Genomic DNA, 19,019 nt, shown 5'->3' on the forward strand with positions numbered 1-19,019 from the left:
GTACATGGTGTGCGATCTGCCTCCGATATCGGGGTCGGTGTCGGGGTCGGAATCGGTTTCGAAAAATGTTGAGAAGACCTATCCATGGCTTCGCCTGCGATCCCGATCCCGATACCGTCGCCGACTGCGATGCCAAAGTCCGCAGGGCAGTAGCATGCTGAACAGTTACAATCTTTCAATATTACTTCACAGGAGATATCCTCCACTCCTGAGAACCACCCACTCAATACCCCTTCCCCGGATTCATGATCCCCTTTGGGTCGAACGCCCTTTTGATCAAGGCGAACAGCCCCCGCTCCACCGGTCCGACCTGACGCTCGAGATACCTTCGCTTGGTCAGCCCCAGGCCGTGTTCCCCGGAGAGGACGCCGCCGAGGCGCAGCACCAGGCTCAGGACTTCATCCCGGGCCAGATCCGCATGGCGGCGTTGCTCTTCATCGTCCGCGTCGAACATGATATTGGTGTGGATATTGCCGTCTCCAAGGTGCCCAAAGGTCAGAATCGGTCGACCGTGGTTGCGTCCGATCTCTCGGATGCCCAGGATGCCTTCAACGACCTTGCTTCGCGGCAGGGTGACGTCTTCGCTGATCTTGTCCTTGCCCAGTCGAAACGAAGCTGGGTTGATCAACCGCCGAAACTCCCAGAGCCGCTCCTCCGCATTCCCATCCCTGCCCACTTCGATAAATTGCGGGTTCCTGCTTTCCAGGGCCAGGCGCATCAGACGCAGCTCTTCCCGCAGTCCCTCCGGACGTCCGTCGCACTTGAGCAGCAGTACAGCCTTGGTCGAATCGTTCCAGGGCGGCGTGGTGATCTTCGCGACGCAGTCCAAAACATCCACCGGCATCAACTCCATGGCCACGGGAAGGATTCCGGCCTGAAACACCGCCTGGGATGCTGCCAGGGCATCGGCCAGAGTCCTGTATCCGGCCATCAATGTCGCCTGGGCCGGAGGCAGCGGCAACAACTTGAGGGTCAACCTGGTGAAAAAGGCCAAAGTGCCGGCGGATCCCACCAGCAGTCGGGTCAGGTCCAGACCGACCACGTTCTTGTGGGTTTTCGAGCCGGTATGAATCATCTCCCCGCCGGGGAGCACGGCCTCAATGCCCAGGACATAATCCCTGGTCACGCCGTATTTCAGGGCGCGCATTCCACCGGCACAAGTCGCGACGTTGCCGCCCAGGGTGGAGAAGCGCACGCTGGCCGGGTCAGGGGGATAATACAACCCTCGGGCTTGCAGGTCCGTCTGGAATGCGGCGGTCACCACACCGGGCTCGACCTCCGCGGTGAAATCCTCCTCCTGGACCTCCAGAATTCGGTTCATGGCCAGACATGAGACCACGACGCCCCCGCCTTGGGGAACGCACCCCCCCACCACATTGGTCGCCCTGGCCCGAGGAAAGACGGGAATCTCCTCCCGATGCGCCCAGATCAGCAGTTCCCGCACCTGATCCACGGTCCGCGGACGCACCACGGCCCAGGGCAGAGCAAATCGGCGACTGGCATCCGTGCCGTAAACGCAGGCGGCTTCGGGCGTGTCCAGGTAGTCTTCTCCGGGAAAAATCCCTTGAAGATAGTTGCGTTGGCTGGTTGTCAGGCCGGAAGGAGACATGGGGGGGGAAGGATGTATGTTTAATTTGAAATTTGAAATTTGAGATTTGAAATTTGAGATATGGAAGTTGGAATTTGAGATTTGAGAGTTGAGGAGACGGGTTTAAGATTTGCAAGTCAGGAGCCAAAATTCAGGAGTTCGTCCCCAAGCTCAGATCGCAAGTCTTAGCCTCAAACTCAGTCTCAGATCTCGAGACTCCAGCCTCAGATCGCAGATCTCAAGATTCGGGCTAGGATCGAGGAAATTTGTTGGGCGACGGAAATCCGTTCCCCTCATCTCTCCCGGGCCAGGTCCCGCTCAATGGCACGGCTCTTGAGATCTTCGCGCTTGTCGTGGAGTTTTTTGCCTCTGGCCAGCCCGATCTCGATCTTGGCTCTGCCCGCCTTCCAGTACATCTTCAGGGGCACCACGGTCAGACCTTTCTGGCCGATCTTGGCGCTCCAGGCGTCAATCTGGTGGCGATGCAAAAGAAGTTTGCGAGGTCTTTCCGGCTCATGCCCGGTGTGGACGGCATGGGCATAGGGAGCGATATGCACCCCCACCAAAATGGCTTCTCCGTTTGTGAACCGGACATACCCGTCCTTGAAGCTGACTTTGCCGTCACGCAACGACTTCACCTCCGACCCCATCAGCGCCAGGCCGGCTTCCAGGGTGTCCAGGATCTCATATTCATGCCGCGCCTTTTTGTTGGAGGCGATCAGGCGGGTTCCTTCCGCTTGCGGTTTCATCAATATCCTTCATCCAGCAGGGAGGAGTAGAACATCAGTTCTTTGGGATGACGACGGAAAATGCTGTCCTTGACCAGCTTGTTGTCCCGACCCACGGTCTTGCTGGACAGGACTTCCTTGAGCAGGGTCTTGCACTCTTCCATGGTGGCCTGCCGGACAATATGCTTGATTACGGGCATGGCCTGAGGATTCATGCTCAGGCAGTCCACGTGCATGCCCATCAGCACGGGGATGCAGTAGGGGTCAGCGGCCATTTCCCCGCAGATGCTCACCTCGATGCCGGCCCGATGGCCGGCGTCCACGACATACTTGATCATCCGCACCAAGGCCGGGTGCAGCGGCTGGTACAGATATGAAACATACGAATTGGTCCGGTCGATACCTAAACTGTACTGGATTAAATCATTGGTGCCGATGCTGAAAAAGTCCACCTCCGTGGCCAGAATGTCCGCGGTGATCATGGCCGAAGGCAGTTCGATCATCATCCCCACGGGCATCTCCGGATTGTACTTCAGCCCTTGCTTTTTCAACTCCATCTGCACGCTGTGGAAAACGGCCTTGATCTGGCGAAGTTCCCCCAGTCCGGAAACCATGGGAAACATCAGCGAAATATTCTCGTGGAGGCTGGCCCGCAGAATGGCCCGCAACTGCACGCGGAACAGGTCCGAATGGTGCAGGCAGAAGCGCACGCCCCGCAACCCCAAGGCCGGATTGGCTTCATCCAGTCCACCATAGTGGTGCATGAACTTGTCCGCCCCCACATCCAGCGTGCGCAGCACGACCTTGCCCGGAAACATGATTGAGGCCAGATCCTGGTATTCCTCCAGCAACTGTTCCTCGTCAGGCAGCTTGACCCGGTTCAGGTAGGAATACTCCGTACGGTACAGACCGACCCCTTCGCCGCCGTTGCCCAGCACGGAAGAAACCTCTTCCAAAAGTTCGATATTGGCAAACACCTTGACCCGGTAGCCGTCGATTGTCTCCGCGGGCAGATGGCTGGAACGGTTGATGCCTGCCTGATACTGCTCGAACTGGTATTTCAGGTCCGTGAAACTGGCCAGTTCCTCCTCGTCCGGATCAATGATGATCCGTCCCTGCAGCCCGTCGATGATGATCACCTCGCCGTCGCGAATGGCTTCCTCCAAGTCGGCTACGCCCACGATGGCCGGGATTTGCATGGCCCGGGCCAGAATGCCGGTATGAGAAGTCTTGCCGCCGGTGACCGTGGAAAAGGCCATGATCTTGCCCACTTCCAGTTCCACCGTATCCGCGGGACTCAGATCATGGGCCAGCAGGATGATCCTGGTGGTTATGGAACGCAGGTTGTTGCCGGATTCGCCGAGCAGGTGCTGTTGGACCCTGCCCGCCACGAGCCGCACGTCCTGAATTCGCTCGCGGATATAAGAATCCTCGATGCTGTGAAAAACCGCCTCGATATCCGCGACCGACTTCTCGAGACCCCATTCCGCGTTGAGATGCATCCTCCGGATGTAGTCCTTTGAGGACTCTAACAGCTTCGGATCCTGGAGCATCATGATGTGCGAGTCGATGATCCGGGCATGCTCCAGCAGTTCGGCGGGAACCCGCAACTGGATATCCTCAAGCTCGGCAAGTGCTTGGGCGAATGCCTGCTCCACGCGTTGGATCTCGGCCGGCACATCGCTGTCCGGGATGTTATGGCGCGGGATATTGCGGGATCTGCCCCGATTCAGAAAAAAGGCCTTCCCCAAAGCCACGCCTGTGGAAACGGGTATACCTTGGAGAACTTTCCTGGCCACTAGCGCTCCTCTTCAAAGCGATTCGCGAACAACAGCTCCAGCTGTTCCAGTGCAGCCAACGCATCTTCGCCCTGGGCCTTGAGTTCCACGGAACACCCGGGTCCCAAGGCCAATGTCAGCAAATCCAGAATACTCTTGGCATCCACTTCCTGTTCCGCAGTGAGCAACGTGATCCGAGAAGAATATTTCTGAGCCTCTCGGGCCAAGCGGGCAGCAGGGCGGGCATGCAACCCCTGCTCGTTGGTCACAAAAACCTTTCGACTGACAAAATCAACAGTTTCCATGCATCACGCAACCTGATTGGCGGTCGGGAAAAATCCCACTCGTGAGATGTTCAAAACCAAACGATCCATGCGACCCAATAGCCGGCAAAGGCCAAAAGGAACCAGTTTCGGGACAGACGTAAATAAAAAACTGAAATCGCGGCCACAACGACGGCGCCGGTCCAGAAAGCCCACACCCAACCGGAACCGAGTTCAGGCCAGAGTTGCAGCCAGATCAAAACCAGAAGTGCGGCGTTGAGCAGTTTGATCCGCTGGCCCCAGTTGATCAGATCCCACCGCTTGAGCCGGCTCAAAAAACCGATTCCATCGCGGAATCCGCCGATAAACGTCATCACCTTGAAAACCTGCAAACTCAAAAAACAGCTCGCAAGCCAGAGCCAGGCCAACACCATCCAGCCGTTTACAAGCAACATGACCAGAACAAGGGACCAGAAAACAAGAACCCCTCCCCCGAAAAAAGAGTCTCCCAAAGCAGAGAGAGTGTAGGTCGTCGTGTTCTTGACACGCTGCAACATGGGAGCGGGGAGGATGCCGCGGGAAATATCGCGCTCCAGGGACAGAAAAATCCCTGCCAGCAACGGCGTCCAGAAGGGGTGGGTGTTGTAATGTTGCAGGGAACGTCGTCGGGCTTTCTGCAGTTCCTTGGCATCCTGGTGGATGACTTTCAGTCCCGGTTCCAGGATCATGGCCAACCCGACATTCTGCATGCCCCGTGTATTGAAGTTCGCTCCCACAAGATAGCAACGCAGAAACGTCCGCAGCATGAGCCGAAAACTCAAGGCAGAATTCTTCTCCGAGGATGTCATGCGTCTCTCGATCCGGGATTGGCCTTGGAAATGGAAATCAACCGGTTATAAACCTGCTTGGATGTCCAGCCGCGTGCTTGGGCCGCGACTCTGGAAGCCACTTCCCGCGGTGTGCCGCTATGCAGTTCCTCCCGAAGCATACGATCCATATCCACTTCCTGTGTCTTCGTGGAAAACTCAGGTGGGCCGACGATAACCGTCACTTCGCCGCGGGGATCCCATTGCATGTCCTGATGCGTTTCCAAACGGCCCAGAATAAACTCCTCGTGTTCCTTGGTCAATTCGCGAGCAACGCAGATTTCCCGCGGTCCCAAACATTCATGGGCAACATCCAAGGTCGCGGAAAGGCGAGAATTGCGCTCAAAAAAAACCAGCGTGGTCGCCATCTCGGCCCATGTACGAAATAAGCGCTTCTGATCTCCGGATTGTCGCGGCAGGAATCCAAGGAATGTGAACGGAGAAGGAGGCAGTCCGGAAGCGCACAGAGCAACGATGGGGGCACAAGGACCCGGAACAGGCGTGACGCTGAATCCGGCATCACGACAAGCCCTTACCAGTCGGTATCCGGGATCGCCGATGAGCGGCGTTCCGGCATCCGAAATCAAGGCAACGCTGCGGCCTTGCTCGAGTGCATTCAAGACAGCGGGAATGCGCTCGCTCTCATTATGTTCGAAAAAACTGCGCAGCGCCCCATGCTGAGTGACGCCGTGGCGCTGAAAAAACAGACCGGCCCTCCGGGTGTCCTCGGCCAGGATCAGCTCGGTCTCCTGCAACACCTGCCTGGCCCTGGGAGTAAAATCACCAGGGTTGCCAAGGGGTACGGCCACGACCCACAGTCGGGGGGAAGTGAAAGGCATTGGGAATGTGCTCCAGTCTGAGCCCCTGGGCAGTGTGCACTACCGCGATCACATCAAAACGGCAGGGTTTTTCCCACCAGTCGCGTCGGCTGAGAAAATAGCTGGCTGCCCGGGTCAGCTTGGTGATCTTGGCCTGCCCCACGCTCTGAGCCGGCGTGGACAGGGACCGAGCGGCGCGGGTACGGACCTCGACAAAGACGAGGGTTTCGCCGTCCAGGCAGATTACATCAACCTCGCCGGACTTGCATCGAAAATTACGTTCCAGAATCTGATAGTTCAATTCCTTCAGGAAAAGAACCGCGGCATCCTCACCGGCATGCCCGCACTTCAGATGCCCGGCAACCATTGACGCTCCTGACATTTCGGGAATGCACCCTCACCACGAACACCTTTGAAGGTCAAACGGTGCGTGGGTGAAGGACCGAGACGACGCAAGGCCTCCAGGTGCAGCGCCGTGGCATATCCCTTGTGCCGGGCCAGTTCATACCCAGGATAACGTCGATCCAGAGAAGTCAATAGTTTGTCGCGAAAGGTTTTTGCCAGAATAGAGGCGGCGGAGACGGCTGGAATGGTTTCATCCGCCTTGATAATTGCCTGCTGAGGAGTATCCAGGGGGATTTTGTGCGGGCCGTCCACGATCAAGGCGTCCGGGCGGATCTTCAACGCCAGAACAGCACGGCACATGGCCATTAAAGAAGCGCGCAGAATGTTCAGCGTCTCAATTTCTCGGGGCCAGGCAACACCCACCGACCAAGCCACGGCCTGCTCGCGGATGGCTTTGGCCAAATTCAGACGCTGCTCAGCGCGAACCTTCTTGGAATCAGTCAGACCGAGCAATGAATACGATTCAGGAAGGATCACCGCCGCGGCCACGACAGGGCCGGCCAGACATCCCCGGCCGGCCTCGTCCAAACCTGCAACCTGGCCGATGCGGCGGAGATTTTCTCCGCCCACCATGTTCGCGGAACCTAGTTGTCCCAGGTATTCTTGGACTTGATCCGGCTGGCCTTGCCCCGGAGCTTGCGCAGATAGTAAATGCGGCTGCGTCGGACCTTGCCTTCGCTGAGAACTTCCACACGCTCGATAAACGGAGAGTGCAGGGGGAAAATCCGCTCCACCCCGACGCCGTCGGACATTTTGCGGACCGTGAACGTCGCGTCGGTGGTGCCGCGATGTCTGCACAGGACCACACCCTGGAACATCTGAATTCGTTCCTTGTCGCCTTCGATGATCCGGACGTGAACCTTGACAGTGTCCCCGGCCTTGAATGCCGGGAGGTCCATGCGCATTTGCGAATATTCAATCTTCTTCATTACATCCATGACCTGCTCTCCTTGTAAATCATGCAATAATATCTGTCTCGACCCAGGTTCGACTCCAAGGCCGGAAACATGCGTCAACGTAAAAGGTCTGAAGCATACGACGCGCGACAGGGTTCCTTAGCCATCATCGCCGAGTATTCTGTCCACAATGATGGCCGCGGCAGCACGCACGGAAAGATGGTTATAGTCACTGAAAAATCTGATCGGGCGCAATGCTCCGGAACACATCTTCAGGACTTCCGGGGCCAGCCCGTATCCGGTACCCAGAACAAGAAGAACCGGGTTATCGTCCAATATCCGTCTTACTTGCGGAAAGGACAGCTCGCCCATCCCCTGGGCTGATGTCGCTACCAGGATCGGAGATTTGCCGCATTGACCGGCAATATCCTCGACAGCCTGCTCAAGGTTGTCCAGGATGCGCACCAGACTCAGTGCGGAGCCGCGATCCGGATTGGCGGATTGCCCGGGCCCACTCAGCCAATGCCCGAGAAGGCGCGTTCCGAGACGTTGCTGGTCCTGCAGCGGCGTGCAGATATAATAGCCGCCCATCCCGTATGTGCGAGAAACGCGTGCAATATCGTGGATGTCCAGGTTTGTCAAAGAAACCGCTCCGCTTTGGCCAAACTTGTTCAAGACCGGGGCATGAACCAGGGCGATAAAACAATTTTTCGAAACTCGACGACGTTCGCTGTTCATGGAACGCAAAGCTTTGGCATCATTGGGAGCAAGAGGAGCATTGGCCAGCAGATCCGGCCGCTGCTCCAAGGTGGTTCGCAAGGCCATTTCCCGCCGCCAAGCCGCTATTCTCGCATGATCACCGGAGAGCAGGATTTGCGGCACCTCCAGTCCCTCGAAGGATTCAGGCCGCGTATAGTGCGGGTATTCCAGCACGCCCTGAACAAAACTCTCCTCTTCAAAGGACTCGCCATGCCCCATGAATCCCGGCAGCAGGCGAGATACCGCTTCCAGGACATGCAGGGCCGGCGTTTCCCCCCCGTTGAGCACCACATTGCCCACGCTGATCTTTTCCAATGGAAACAACTGCTCCAGCCGGGCGTCGATCCCTTCATATCGGCCACAGATCAGGGTGATGTCCTGTTCCTGAGCCAGGGAAGAGGCCAGCTCATGGTCCAGGGGACGCCCTTTCGGACAGAGCATGAGCGTCCGGCCGGCCGGCTCTAGGGTGTGCAGAGCAGCTGCCAAGGGCGGCAGGGTCATGACCATCCCCGGTCCTCCGCCATAAGGGCGGTCGTCCACGCTCCGGTGCCGGTCCGTGGCGTAGTCCCTGGGATTGATCAGCCGTACCCGGACCATGTCCTGATCCAGGGCCTTGCCGAGCAGACCGCACTGGAGCGCTGAAGAAAAAAACTCCGGAAAAAGAGTGACGATGTTGAATTGCATCAAAGAAGCGTTGAATTTTGGAGGTATGGAATCGTTGTAAGTCGGGGAGATCAGGAAACCAAACGGCTGCCTGAGTGGTGAAACCAGGACTCAGCTGGGCAACTGCTCACCCAGGTACAATTCCAGCAACCCCGGTGGGGGATCAATACGAATGATTTTCGCATCCATGTCGACATCCACGATGAAATCCTGGTGGGCTGGAAAAAGCACTTCCAGGTCTGAATCGGTGGTGATCGTCCAGACCTCTTGCCCGGTGCCGGCGTCCACCTTCGTGATCCGGCCCAGCAAGTCTCCGGAGGGCAATTGCACCGCTATGCCAAGCAGTTCCTCGATATAAATCTCGTCCGTGGAACGTTTCGGCAAATCCTCGGAACGGGCCAGAAACTGTGCGCCACGCATTCCCTCCACCTGATCCCGCCCCGAAACATGCTCCAGCCGCAACAATAAGCGTTCGTTGTGCATCCTCCATGAGGCAACCTTCACCGATCGCGCAGGAGCGTCCGGCCCTTGACGCAGATAGAGTCTCGGAACACGGGCAAAAAAATCAGGGGAGTCCACATGTGTCTTGACACTGAACTCCCCTGTCAAACCGTGGGGCTTTATCACTTCACCGACGAGGATCAGCGATCGTCCGGCCATTTCATTTCCATCTACTCAAGTATTTCCAGCACGATCCGTTTATCGGCCTTGGCTGCAGCCGCGGTCAGAATTGTCCGCAAGGCTTTGGCAGTACGGCCCTGCTTTCCAATGACCTTGCCAAGGTCTTCCTTGGCAACACGCAACTCAAGGACGGAGGACTGCTCGCCTTCAACCAGGGAGACCTGAACGGATTCCGGATGATCCACCAGGGAGGTGGCGATATATTCGATGAGATCTTTCATGGCTTCTGCCTCCAGCATGCGAAATCAACCGCATCGGAGTGCTTTGAAGTTCCTTGGGCCTGTTGACGACCCTGCCTGAAAAGCAGGGAAATCTTCAGACACTAGGCTTGCGGCTCGTTGTAGCCTGCCTTTCTCAGCAGCGACCGTACCGTCTCGGAAGGCTTGGCGCCCTTGGCCATCCAGTCCCGGACCTTGTCGGTATCGATCTTGATTTCGTTGGGCTCCTTCATTGGATTGTAGTATCCCAAGAAATCCAGGGCGCGACCGTCACGGCGGGTTTCGCTGTTCACGGCCACCAGGCGATAGAAGGGTTTCTTCTTGGAGCCCATCCGGGTCAATCTGATTTTCATTGCCATTGCTGCGTTCCTCGCTTCATTTTGCGTTCAAAAATGTTCTGGGGGTCAACGGCGTTTCTTTTTCCGCCGTTCCTTTTTCTTCCTGGGCATGACCGGCGGCAGGCCGGGGCTGGTCGGCGCCTTGAGGGCTCCGGGACCCGCGGTCATTACTTTCTTCATCATTTTCTGCATTTGCTCGAAATTTCTGAGCAGGACATTCACGTCCTGCACTTTCACGCCGCTTCCCTTGGCCACCCGCATTTTGCGACTGGCGTTCATCAACTTGGGCGATTTGCGTTCCGCCGGAGTCATTGAGTTGATGATCGCTTCCATGCGGCTCATCTCCTTCTCCGGCATCTTCATTTCTCCCATCTGCTTGCGCAGATCGCCCATTCCGGGAATGAGCTTGAGCATGCCTTCCAGGGAGCCAAGCTTGCGCAGCCGTCGCATCTGGATGCGAAAATCGTCCAGGTTGAATTCGGCCTTCTGCATCTTCTTCTGCAGGGCCTCGGCTTCGGCCTGATCAATGGAGCCCTGGGCTTTTTCGATCAGCGAAAGGATGTCGCCCATGCCCAATATTCGCGAAGCCACTCGATCCGGATGGAAGACTTCCAGGTCGCTGGCTTTTTCGCCCATGCCCACGAACTTGATGGGTTTTCCGGTGACCGACTTGATGGACAGGGCCGCGCCGCCCCGGGCGTCGCCTTCCATTTTGGTCAGGACAATTCCGGTCAGATCCAAAAGTTCATCGAACTTGACCGCCACGTTGACCGCGTCCTGCCCGGTCATGGCATCGGCTACGAAAAGAATTTCCTGGGGCCCGGCAGCCGCCTTGATGGCAGCCAATTCCTCCATCAGGAGTTCATCAATGTGCAACCGACCCGCGGTATCGACGAGAAGCACGTCCAGCCCCTTGCGGACCGCCTCTTCCCGGGCCTGCATGCAGATGTCCACGGGCTTCATCTCGGGAGTGGAGGAGAATGCCGGAACGCCCAGCTGGCCGGCCAAGGTATGCAGCTGATCAATGGCCGCGGGACGATAGACGTCGGCGGGTACAAGATAGGGGTTGCGCTTCATGCGCCGCAGATGCAGAGCCAGCTTGGCCGCTGTGGTCGTCTTACCCGAGCCCTGCAAGCCCACCAGCATGATGATCGCCGGAGTCTTGCCCTGCAACTGCAGACCAAGATGTTCGCCGCCCAGTAGCTCGACCATTTCGTCATGAACGATCTTGACCACCTGCTGCCCGGGAGTCAGACTTCCCAAGACGTCCTGGCCCATGGCCCGATCACGGACCCGGTCCACGAAATCCTTCACGACCTTGAAGTTGACGTCCGCTTCCAACAGGGCAAGGCGTACTTCACGCAGGCCTTCCTGAACGCTTTTCTCATCCAAACGGCCATGGCCGCGGATTTTTTTAAAAACGGACTGCAGTCGATCCGCTAAGCTGTCGAACATGGAATATCCATATGAGGAACCGGTATACAATGCGAAAACACAATCAAATATCGAAGAGCCGTGTTCGAGTCAACACTGTATCCGCTATTCCCCGCTATTCCCTTGATTCGGTTCTGTTGATCATACCGACAAAACAGCAAGTTAAATTGAGCAGGCGCAAGGCACACGCATTTGATTTCAGCTTGCAAAAACTCATTTTATTTGGGAAAGTCCCGGCACACGAAAATCTGAATCCTCCATGCACCCGTCCCCCTGTCCCTCGAACGTTCCGAAGGGTCACGGTAAAAACCGATTCAGGTTTTAAGGTTCGTCCACGCTGAGGTCATCAAAATTCACATTCATTTCGGAGGAATTCCATGTCCAAGCCCCTGATCGCCTCTTTCAGCCGCTTCATCCTGTCTATAACCGTACTTCTGGCCATGGTTCTGGTGATCTCCGCCACGGCTGCCGCCAAAACTCCCGTTCGGTTCACATTGGACTGGAGATTCGAGGGTCCGATTGCGCCGTATCTCTTGGCGCAAGCCAAAGGCTATTTTGCCGATGAAGGCTTGAACGTAACCATTGATTCCGGCAGCGGATCAGCAGGAGCCGTAAACCGCGTCGCCACCGGAGCCTATGATGTCGGGTTCGCCGACATCAACGCCATGATCGAGTTCAACGTCAACAATCCGGACCAGGCCCTCAAAGCCGTATTCATGGTCTACGACCATCCCCCCTTCGCCATCTTTGCCAAGAAGGATAGCGGGATTGCGACCCCTGTCGATCTGGCGGGCAAAACCCTTGGCGCCCCGGTTTTCGATTCCCCGCGCAAGACCTTCTCCGCCTTTGCCGCTGCCACTGGACTGGATGAAGCCTCGGTCACCTGGATGTCCATGGATCCTCCCCTCCGTGAACCCATGCTGCTCCGAGGGCAGGTGGACGCCATTTCCGGCTTCTACTTCACCAGCCTGCTCAACCTTGAGAATCTTGGTATTGCCGCCGACGATCTCGTTGTCTTCCGGTATGCCGACTACGGCGTCCAGCTTTACGGCAACGCCATTGTCGTTTCCCCGCAAATGCTGGCGCAGCCCGAAGTTGTCAAAGGTTTCCTGCGCGCCGTGACCAAGGGATGGAAAGATACGTTGCAGGATCCGGCCGCGGCCATCACCTACGTCCGGCAGCGTGACGGATTGATCGACGTCGACCTGGAACTGCGGCGCTTGAACCTGGCCATCGAAACCAGCGTAGCCACCGAAAACGCCAAGGCCAACGGCATCGGCGCCATCGACAAGGACCGCCTGGCCAAGGCCATCGACGAGGTCGTACATGCTTTCAACCTGCCCAGCACGCCTGCTCCGGAAGCGATTTTCGACGACTCGTTTCTGCCTGAAAAAGAAGCACGGATGATCTTCTAACCCATGCATTCCATCAAGCGGACCGACCGTCGCCTGCTTCGCCGCGGCCCGGAGCACGGCGCATGAGCGAGTATTTTGTCGAGATCGACAATGTCGATCTCGCGTATAGCGAAGACGACGAAAGCCTTGCGGTTCAAGGATTGAATCTTGGCATCAGGCAGGGTGAGTTCGTGGCCGTGGTCGGTCCGTCCGGGTGCGGCAAGTCGACCCTGCTCAAGCTGGTCACCGGCCTCAAGCCCCCGACTCGTGGAAACATCTTCGTGGACGGCAAGCAGGTCGAGGGCACCCTTTCCTTCGTGGGCATGGCCTTCCAGAACCCCACGCTCCTGCCCTGGCGCAACACGCTCCGAAACATCATGCTCCCCCTGGAAATCGTTGAGCCCCACCGCAGCAATCTGCGCAGCCAGAAGGCAGCGTACCTGGAACGGGCCAGGCAGCTGTTACGAACAGTGGGCCTGGGCGCTCATGAAGCCAAACATCCGTGGGAACTTTCCGGAGGCATGCAGCAGCGGGCCAATCTCTGCCGGGCTCTGATCCACGATCCCAGGCTGCTCATGCTCGATGAACCCTTCGGTGCACTGGATGCCTTCACCCGCGAGGAGCTCTGGTGTGTCCTGGCCGAGTTGCGCCGGGAAAAGAAACTGACAGTGGTCCTGGTGACCCACGACCTGCGCGAAGCTGTGTTTCTGGCCGATACGGTTCACGTCATGAGCAGCCGCCCGGGCCGCATCGTGTACAGCCGCCATGTGGACCTGCCCCGGCCGCGGGCACTGGACATTTGCTACGAGTCCGCCTTCGTGGAGGTTGTCCACGAACTGCGTGGACATATTGAGCGGGTGCGTTGCGCCGACGCTTTTGGAGGCATTGATGATTCTGTCGCGTAAGAACCTGGAACGCAGCTCGCCGCTCATTGTCACCATACTCATGTTCGCCGCCTGGGAGGCCGTGGCACGTATCGCCAAAATTCCCAGCTACATCCTGCCGCCGCCCAGCGAAGCCATGATGGCTGGCTACGAGTTTGCCGGCCCCATTACCACCCATGCCCTGCAAACCCTCTATACAACCCTGGCCGGATTCGCCCTGGCCGTGGCCTTCGGAATGCTCGTGGGGGTAATCATCGGTTCCTCCAAACTCCTATACCGGGCTTTCTACCCGATCCTGATCGGCTTCAACTCCGTGCCCAAGGTGGCCCTGGTGCCCCTGCTGGTGATCTGGTTCGGCATCGGTACGACCCCGGCCATCATCACCGCGTTTCTGATCTCCTTCTTCCCGGTGGTGGTCAACGTGGCCACGGGGCTGGCAACCATCGAGCCGGAACTGGAGGACGTCCTGCGGGTTCTTGGCGCGTCCAAAGCCACCATTCTGCTGAAGGTCGGCATTCCCAATTCCCTGCCCTATTTCTTCGCCTCTCTGAAGATCGCCATAACCCTGGCTTTCGTGGGATCGGTCATCTCCGAAACCGTGGCTTCCAACGCCGGCATCGGCTATCTGATGATGTCCGCAAGCTCCCGGTTCAACGTCCCCCTGGTCTTTGCCGGGCTGATCGTCATCGCGGCAATGGGCATCGGCATGTACGCCCTCTTCGCGGCCCTGGAAAGCCGCACCACCTCCTGGGCCTTCCGCCGCTGATGCGAATCTATTGCCAACCCCAAGCACTGAACCAATAAAATCGAAATCGCAATCGAAATCGAAATCGAATCGACAGCGCCACCATCAACCACGCTTCAACACAACCAACATCCCAACACTCCAATGCAACAATGAAGGGCGCGCAACAAATTTCTTTTCCCAAAGGCCCCTATGTCACGGGAGCCGTCTGCCGGGTTTGCGGTCAAAACGTCATGCCTGACGAAATCAGTCTCAACAGCATGACCTGCCCTTGTTCCGGAGACGATGGAATATTGGATATTAAATACGATTATGAGGCTGCCCGGACCCTGTTTACCCCGGCCTCCCTCACTGCCGGACCGCAAACAATCTGGCGTTACCGGGTGCTTCTCCCCCTGCCCGAGTCGGCTGAAATACCTCCCCTGGCCACGGGTTTCACCCCGTTGTACGAATCTCCAGGTCTGGCGCATCTGCTTGGCGTGGCCCGGGTGCTCGTCAAGGACGAGACCCGCCAGCCCACTGCCTCGCTCAAGGACCGGGCCAGCGCCCTGGCCGCGGCCCAGGCCAGAGCCATGGGTTTGACCACCGTGGCCTGCGCGAGCACGGGCAATGCCGCCGCGGCCCTGGCCGGCATGGCCGCGTCCATGGGGCTGACCTGCGTCATCTTCGTTCCGGCCTCGGCCCCTCAGGCCAAGGTGGCCCAGCTGCTGGCCTTCGGAGCCCGTGTCTTTTCAGTGCAAGGCAGTTACGACGACGCCTTTGAGTTGTGCATGGCCGCCTGCCGCGCCCGGCCCTGGTACAACCGCAACACGGCCACCAATCCCTTCATGACCGAAGGCAAGAAGACGGCCGCTTTCGAGATCGCCGAGCAGCGCGATTGGATCGTGCCGGACCGCGTCTTCGTGGGTGTCGGCGACGGCTGCATCATCGGCGGCTTGCACAAGGGCTTCACCGACCTGCTCGCCCTGGACCTCATCGACCGCCTGCCCCGGCTGATGGGTGTGCAGGCTGCCGGCAGCGACTTCCTGTACCAAGCTTGGAGCAACAATGAGGACGTCCTGACCAAACCAGCCATCCAGGCCCGTACCGTGGCCGATTCCATCTCCGCCGGCCTACCCCGGGACCGCATCAAGGCCTTGCGCGCGGTGCGCGAGACCAGGGGAGCCTATCTGCGCGTGGAAGATGATGCGATTCTCCAGGCCATCCCACTCCTGGCCCGGACCACCGGCGTTTTCGCCGAACCGGCCGGCGCGGCTGCCTTGGCCGGAGCCCTGACCGCGTCTCGTTCCGGCGAACTTTCCCCGGACGAGACCATCTGCCTCCTGATCACCGGCTCCGGCCTGAAGGACGTGGCCTCGGCCATCCAGGCCTGCACCGAGCAAAACCTCGCCCCCGCCTCCATCCCCCCTGGCCAACCCGGCCTGGACCAGGTTCTCGACGCTCTGCCGTCGGAATAGCGGCTCTTGCCGTGGCCCCACTCTCAAGGAGCCGAAACCTGGATCGCCGCACCCCAGTGCGGCACGGTGTCCGCGAGCCACATCTGAAGTTGCGCGTAAAGCATACAGGTTGCCGCACTGGGGTGCGGCGGTCCCAGGGGGGATCCCGTGCAAAAAATTGTCAACCTGTTCTGAACCAATACCAATCATTGGTACCCCATAAACATCGATATCGCCTAGAATTACTCTTCAGGGCGAACAATTGTTTGCGAATTTCAACTGCCACTTGAAATATACATGTATATTTCAAGTGGCAGTTGAAATTCGCATACCAAAAAGGGCCGGCCGCCTTGCTTACCCGCGACCGGCCCTTTCAGCTTTCAATCTTTGAAGGAGTCCAAGGCAGCGTTGAGGGTGGCGCTGGGCCGCATTGCTCTGTTCGCCCGTTCGTCCTCCGGCCGGTAATAGCCACCGATGTCCACAGTTCGCCCCTGGGCCGCCAGCAGTTCCTCGACGATTCGGGTTTCCTTCTGTTCCAGGGTCGCCGCAAGGCTGGAGAACGTATCACGCAGGTCCGGGTCCTCCTGCTGCCGGGCCAATTCCTGGGCCCAGTACAGGGCCAGATAGAAATGACTGCCCCGGGTGTCGATCTCCCCGCATTTGCGTGACGGCGACTTGTTGCTTTCCAGGAAACGACCGTTGGCTTTATCCAGCGTTTCGGCAAGGATCCTGGCTTTGGAATTGTTCGCGGTGATCGCCAGATGTTCCAGAGAGGCGGCCAGGGCCAGGAATTCGCCCAGGGAGTCCCAGCGCAGATGGCCTTCGGTCAGGAACTGCTGGACATGCTTTGGCGCGGAGCCGCCGGCCCCGGTCTCGAACAGGCCGCCGCCGTTGATCAGCGGCACGATGGACAGCATTTTCGCGCTGGTGCCCACCTCCAGGATCGGAAACAGATCCGTGAGGTAGTCGCGGAGCACGTTTCCGGTCACTGAGATGGTGTTCTCACCGGCCCGCATCCGTTCGACGCTGAATCTGGTCGCCGCTGTCGGGGCCATGATCCGGATGTCCAGGCCGGCCGTGTCGTGTTCTGTCAGGTATTGCCGGACCTTGGCGATCAGTTCCCGGTCATGGGCCCGCTGTTCGTCCAGCCAGAAGACCGCGGGCCAGCCGGTTGCTTTGGCCCGACTTACGGCCAGTTTGACCCAATCGCGGATCGGGACGTCTCTGGTCAGGCAAGACCGCCAGATGTCTCCCTGTTCCACGTCCTGCTCCAGAAGAACCGCGCCATTTGCGCCGATGATCCGGATAACGCCATCTCCGGGTGCCAAAAAGGTCTTGTCGTGGCTTCCATATTCCTCGGCCTTTTGGGCCATCAACCCAACGTTGGGCACCGTGCCCGAGGTCGTCGGATCGTAGGCGCCATTGGCCTTGCAGTCATCGATCACGGCCTGATACACCCCGGCGTAGCTGCTGTCCGGGATGACGAACTTGGTATCGTGCTGCCTGCCGTCCGGCCCCCACATTTGGCCCGAGGACCGGATCGCGGCGGGCATGGAGGCGTCGATGATCACGTCGCTGGGCACGTGCAGATTGGTAATCCCCTTGTCCGAATCCACCATGGCCAGCTTCGGCCCCTTGGCCAGCGTCCCCTGGATATCCTTCTCAACGGCCGTGCGCTGCGCTTCGGGAAGCGTGGCCACCATGGCGAACAGGTCTCCCAGGCCGTTGTTGGGATCCACGCCCAAAGCCTGAAGGGTTTCGGTGTGCTTTTCAAATACATCCTGAAAAAAAACCGAAACCACATGACCGAAGATCACCGGATCGGAAACCTTCATCATCGTGGCCTTGAGATGCAGGGAAAACAACAGATCCTGCTCTTTGGCGTCGGCGATCTGCTCCGCGATGAATGTGCGTAAAGCCCGACGGCGCATTACACCGGCGTCCAAAATGTCACCTGGGGCCAGCGCAACGCTTTCCTTCAAGACTCTGACCTCTTGATCGCGGCCCTGATATTCAATCCTGGCCTTTCCCGCCACAGCCTCGGCAATGGTGATGGATCGTTCGCTGGAACGCAGGTCGCCGTCCTTCATGCTGGCCACGTGGGAACGGGAATTCCGGGACCACTCGCCCATGGAGTGCGGATGCTTGCGGGCGTAATTCTTGACCGACTCCGGAGCGCGACGGTCCGAATTGCCCTCCCGCAGCACCGGATTCACCGCACTCCCCTTCACCGAGTCGTACACGGACTTGATCCGCTGTTCCTCGTCGTTTTTTGGCGCCTCGGGGTAGTCCGGCAGATCGTAGCCCTGGCCTTGCAACTCCTTGATTGCGGCCTTTAGCTGGGGAATCGACGCGCTGATGTTCGGCAGCTTGATGACATTTGCCTCAGGCTGACGGACCAGTTCGCCCAACTCGGCCAGGTCGTCCTGGACGCGCTGTTCCGGGGTGAGCCGCTCAGGAAACCTGGCGATGATCCTGCCGGCCAGGGAGATATCCCGGGTTTCCACGGCAATTCCAGCCGCCCCGGCATAAGCCGCGATCACGGGCAGAAAGGATCGCGTTGCCAAGCCCGGGGCTTCGTCCACAATTGTATAGATGATTTTTGCCTTACCTGCTTCTTCTGTCATGAACTGCGCTCCTGATTGAATCATTCCGCCATTAACCGGCTGAGCATGGCACGGACCATGAACAGCCCATGCTTCCGTTTCACTTCGAGGGTCCGGATGTACATGACCGAGCGGCTGTTGTGAAGTTGCGAATGACTGCCGTCCGTTTTTCATCAATAGGTTCCGGTTTCCACCAGGACCTGTCCTCGGGGTCCTTCGTGCTCTTCGTGGCATGTCTTCAGAAAGCCATTTTACTGCGTCGTCCTCGAACCGTAACTGCTCAAAAAGATCGGGTGATGAGGTTTCCTGAGCAAGGATTCCCATTGATGTGAAGTTTCGTGACCAAGCCACGTGGTTCATGCTCCAGCCGGAACTTTGCCCGAGCTCGCTACACCTTTGCCGCACTGGGGTGCGGCGCTCCATTATTTACCTCGTTGATTGCCACAAATTTTTGAGAACTTACGTCGAACCTCTGCAACCTGTTGTTTTACTGAGCAGGTACGAATGCCGAGCCAGCCG

General features: G+C 58.2%; 19 protein-coding genes. 4 read left to right on the forward strand and 15 right to left on the reverse strand.

From position 1 onward, the window contains the following. Nucleotides 1-223: 223 nt before the first annotated feature. The 14 genes from ACYQ15_RS10775 to ffh form a co-directional block, all read right to left on the reverse strand. Nucleotides 224-1,609, reverse strand: coding sequence for an FAD-binding oxidoreductase (locus tag ACYQ15_RS10775; RefSeq protein WP_459937514.1), 1,386 nt, complete (start codon nt 1,607-1,609; stop codon nt 224-226). 272 nt (nt 1,610-1,881) lie between these two features. Continuing rightward, nucleotides 1,882-2,337 (reverse strand): SsrA-binding protein SmpB, encoded by a 456-nt coding sequence (smpB, locus tag ACYQ15_RS10780; RefSeq protein ID WP_459937515.1) that lies wholly within the window; start codon nt 2,335-2,337, stop codon nt 1,882-1,884. Then, nucleotides 2,337-4,115 (reverse strand): phosphoenolpyruvate--protein phosphotransferase, encoded by a 1,779-nt coding sequence (gene ptsP, locus ACYQ15_RS10785; RefSeq protein ID WP_459937516.1) that lies wholly within the window; start codon nt 4,113-4,115, stop codon nt 2,337-2,339. The genes smpB and ptsP overlap by 1 nt, the downstream gene beginning before the upstream one ends. Beyond that, nucleotides 4,115-4,399, reverse strand: a complete 285-nt coding sequence (locus tag ACYQ15_RS10790; RefSeq protein WP_459937517.1) for an HPr family phosphocarrier protein — start codon at nt 4,397-4,399, stop codon at nt 4,115-4,117. The genes ptsP and ACYQ15_RS10790 overlap by 1 nt, the downstream gene beginning before the upstream one ends. Nucleotides 4,400-4,449: 50 nt before the next feature. After that, complete coding sequence (locus ACYQ15_RS10795) at nt 4,450-5,205, reverse strand: PTS system mannose/fructose/sorbose family transporter subunit IID (protein WP_459937518.1); 756 nt, start codon at nt 5,203-5,205, stop codon at nt 4,450-4,452. Further along, nucleotides 5,202-6,062, reverse strand: coding sequence for a 16S rRNA (cytidine(1402)-2'-O)-methyltransferase (rsmI, locus tag ACYQ15_RS10800; protein WP_459937519.1), 861 nt, complete (start codon nt 6,060-6,062; stop codon nt 5,202-5,204). Before rsmI ends, ACYQ15_RS10795 begins: the two co-directional genes overlap by 4 nt. Further along, the gene (locus ACYQ15_RS10805) at nt 6,004-6,408 is read right to left on the reverse strand and encodes a YraN family protein (RefSeq protein ID WP_459937520.1); all 405 of its coding nucleotides are present in this window, start codon (nt 6,406-6,408) and stop codon (nt 6,004-6,006) included. The genes rsmI and ACYQ15_RS10805 overlap by 59 nt, the downstream gene beginning before the upstream one ends. Beyond that, nucleotides 6,390-7,019 carry a ribonuclease HII gene (locus ACYQ15_RS10810; protein WP_459937521.1) on the reverse strand — a complete coding sequence of 210 codons (630 nt, stop codon included), beginning with the start codon at nt 7,017-7,019 and terminating at the stop codon, nt 6,390-6,392. The genes ACYQ15_RS10805 and ACYQ15_RS10810 overlap by 19 nt, the downstream gene beginning before the upstream one ends. Nucleotides 7,020-7,030: 11 nt before the next feature. Then, the gene (rplS, locus tag ACYQ15_RS10815) at nt 7,031-7,384 is read right to left on the reverse strand and encodes a 50S ribosomal protein L19 (protein ID WP_459937522.1); all 354 of its coding nucleotides are present in this window, start codon (nt 7,382-7,384) and stop codon (nt 7,031-7,033) included. A gap of 117 nt (nt 7,385-7,501) precedes the next feature. Beyond that, a complete protein-coding gene (gene trmD / locus ACYQ15_RS10820; protein WP_459937523.1) occupies nt 7,502-8,785 on the reverse strand; it encodes a tRNA (guanosine(37)-N1)-methyltransferase TrmD in 1,284 nt (427 codons plus the stop codon). A 90-nt stretch (nt 8,786-8,875) separates the two neighbouring features. Continuing rightward, complete coding sequence (rimM, locus tag ACYQ15_RS10825) at nt 8,876-9,424, reverse strand: ribosome maturation factor RimM (protein WP_459937524.1); 549 nt, start codon at nt 9,422-9,424, stop codon at nt 8,876-8,878. Nucleotides 9,425-9,435: 11 nt separating this feature from the next. Further along, nucleotides 9,436-9,666, reverse strand: a complete 231-nt coding sequence (locus ACYQ15_RS10830; protein WP_459937525.1) for a KH domain-containing protein — start codon at nt 9,664-9,666, stop codon at nt 9,436-9,438. A gap of 101 nt (nt 9,667-9,767) precedes the next feature. Continuing rightward, the gene (gene rpsP / locus ACYQ15_RS10835; protein WP_459937526.1) at nt 9,768-10,022 is read right to left on the reverse strand and encodes a 30S ribosomal protein S16; all 255 of its coding nucleotides are present in this window, start codon (nt 10,020-10,022) and stop codon (nt 9,768-9,770) included. A gap of 45 nt (nt 10,023-10,067) precedes the next feature. After that, nucleotides 10,068-11,456 (reverse strand): signal recognition particle protein, encoded by a 1,389-nt coding sequence (gene ffh, locus ACYQ15_RS10840; protein ID WP_459937527.1) that lies wholly within the window; start codon nt 11,454-11,456, stop codon nt 10,068-10,070. Nucleotides 11,457-11,812: 356 nt separating this feature from the next. Between ffh and ACYQ15_RS10845 the strand changes: the two genes are divergently transcribed. The 4 genes from ACYQ15_RS10845 to thrC all read left to right on the forward strand — a co-directional run bounded on the left by ACYQ15_RS10845 (nt 11,813) and on the right by thrC (nt 15,915). Further along, complete coding sequence (locus ACYQ15_RS10845) at nt 11,813-12,850, forward strand: ABC transporter substrate-binding protein (RefSeq protein ID WP_459937528.1); 1,038 nt, start codon at nt 11,813-11,815, stop codon at nt 12,848-12,850. Nucleotides 12,851-12,912: 62 nt separating this feature from the next. Next, a complete protein-coding gene (locus tag ACYQ15_RS10850) occupies nt 12,913-13,734 on the forward strand; it encodes an ABC transporter ATP-binding protein (RefSeq protein ID WP_459937529.1) in 822 nt (273 codons plus the stop codon). Continuing rightward, a complete protein-coding gene (locus ACYQ15_RS10855) occupies nt 13,718-14,479 on the forward strand; it encodes an ABC transporter permease (protein WP_459937530.1) in 762 nt (253 codons plus the stop codon). Before ACYQ15_RS10850 ends, ACYQ15_RS10855 begins: the two co-directional genes overlap by 17 nt. A 212-nt stretch (nt 14,480-14,691) precedes the next feature. Beyond that, nucleotides 14,692-15,915, forward strand: coding sequence for a threonine synthase (thrC, locus tag ACYQ15_RS10860; protein WP_459937531.1), 1,224 nt, complete (start codon nt 14,692-14,694; stop codon nt 15,913-15,915). 359 nt (nt 15,916-16,274) lie between these two features. On the opposite strand, the gene ACYQ15_RS10865 is transcribed toward thrC, so the two are convergent. Then, nucleotides 16,275-18,521 carry an NADP-dependent isocitrate dehydrogenase gene (locus ACYQ15_RS10865; protein ID WP_459937532.1) on the reverse strand — a complete coding sequence of 749 codons (2,247 nt, stop codon included), beginning with the start codon at nt 18,519-18,521 and terminating at the stop codon, nt 16,275-16,277. Nucleotides 18,522-19,019 lie beyond the last annotated feature (498 nt).

It is taken from the genome of Desulfonatronum parangueonense (genome assembly GCF_054656975.1).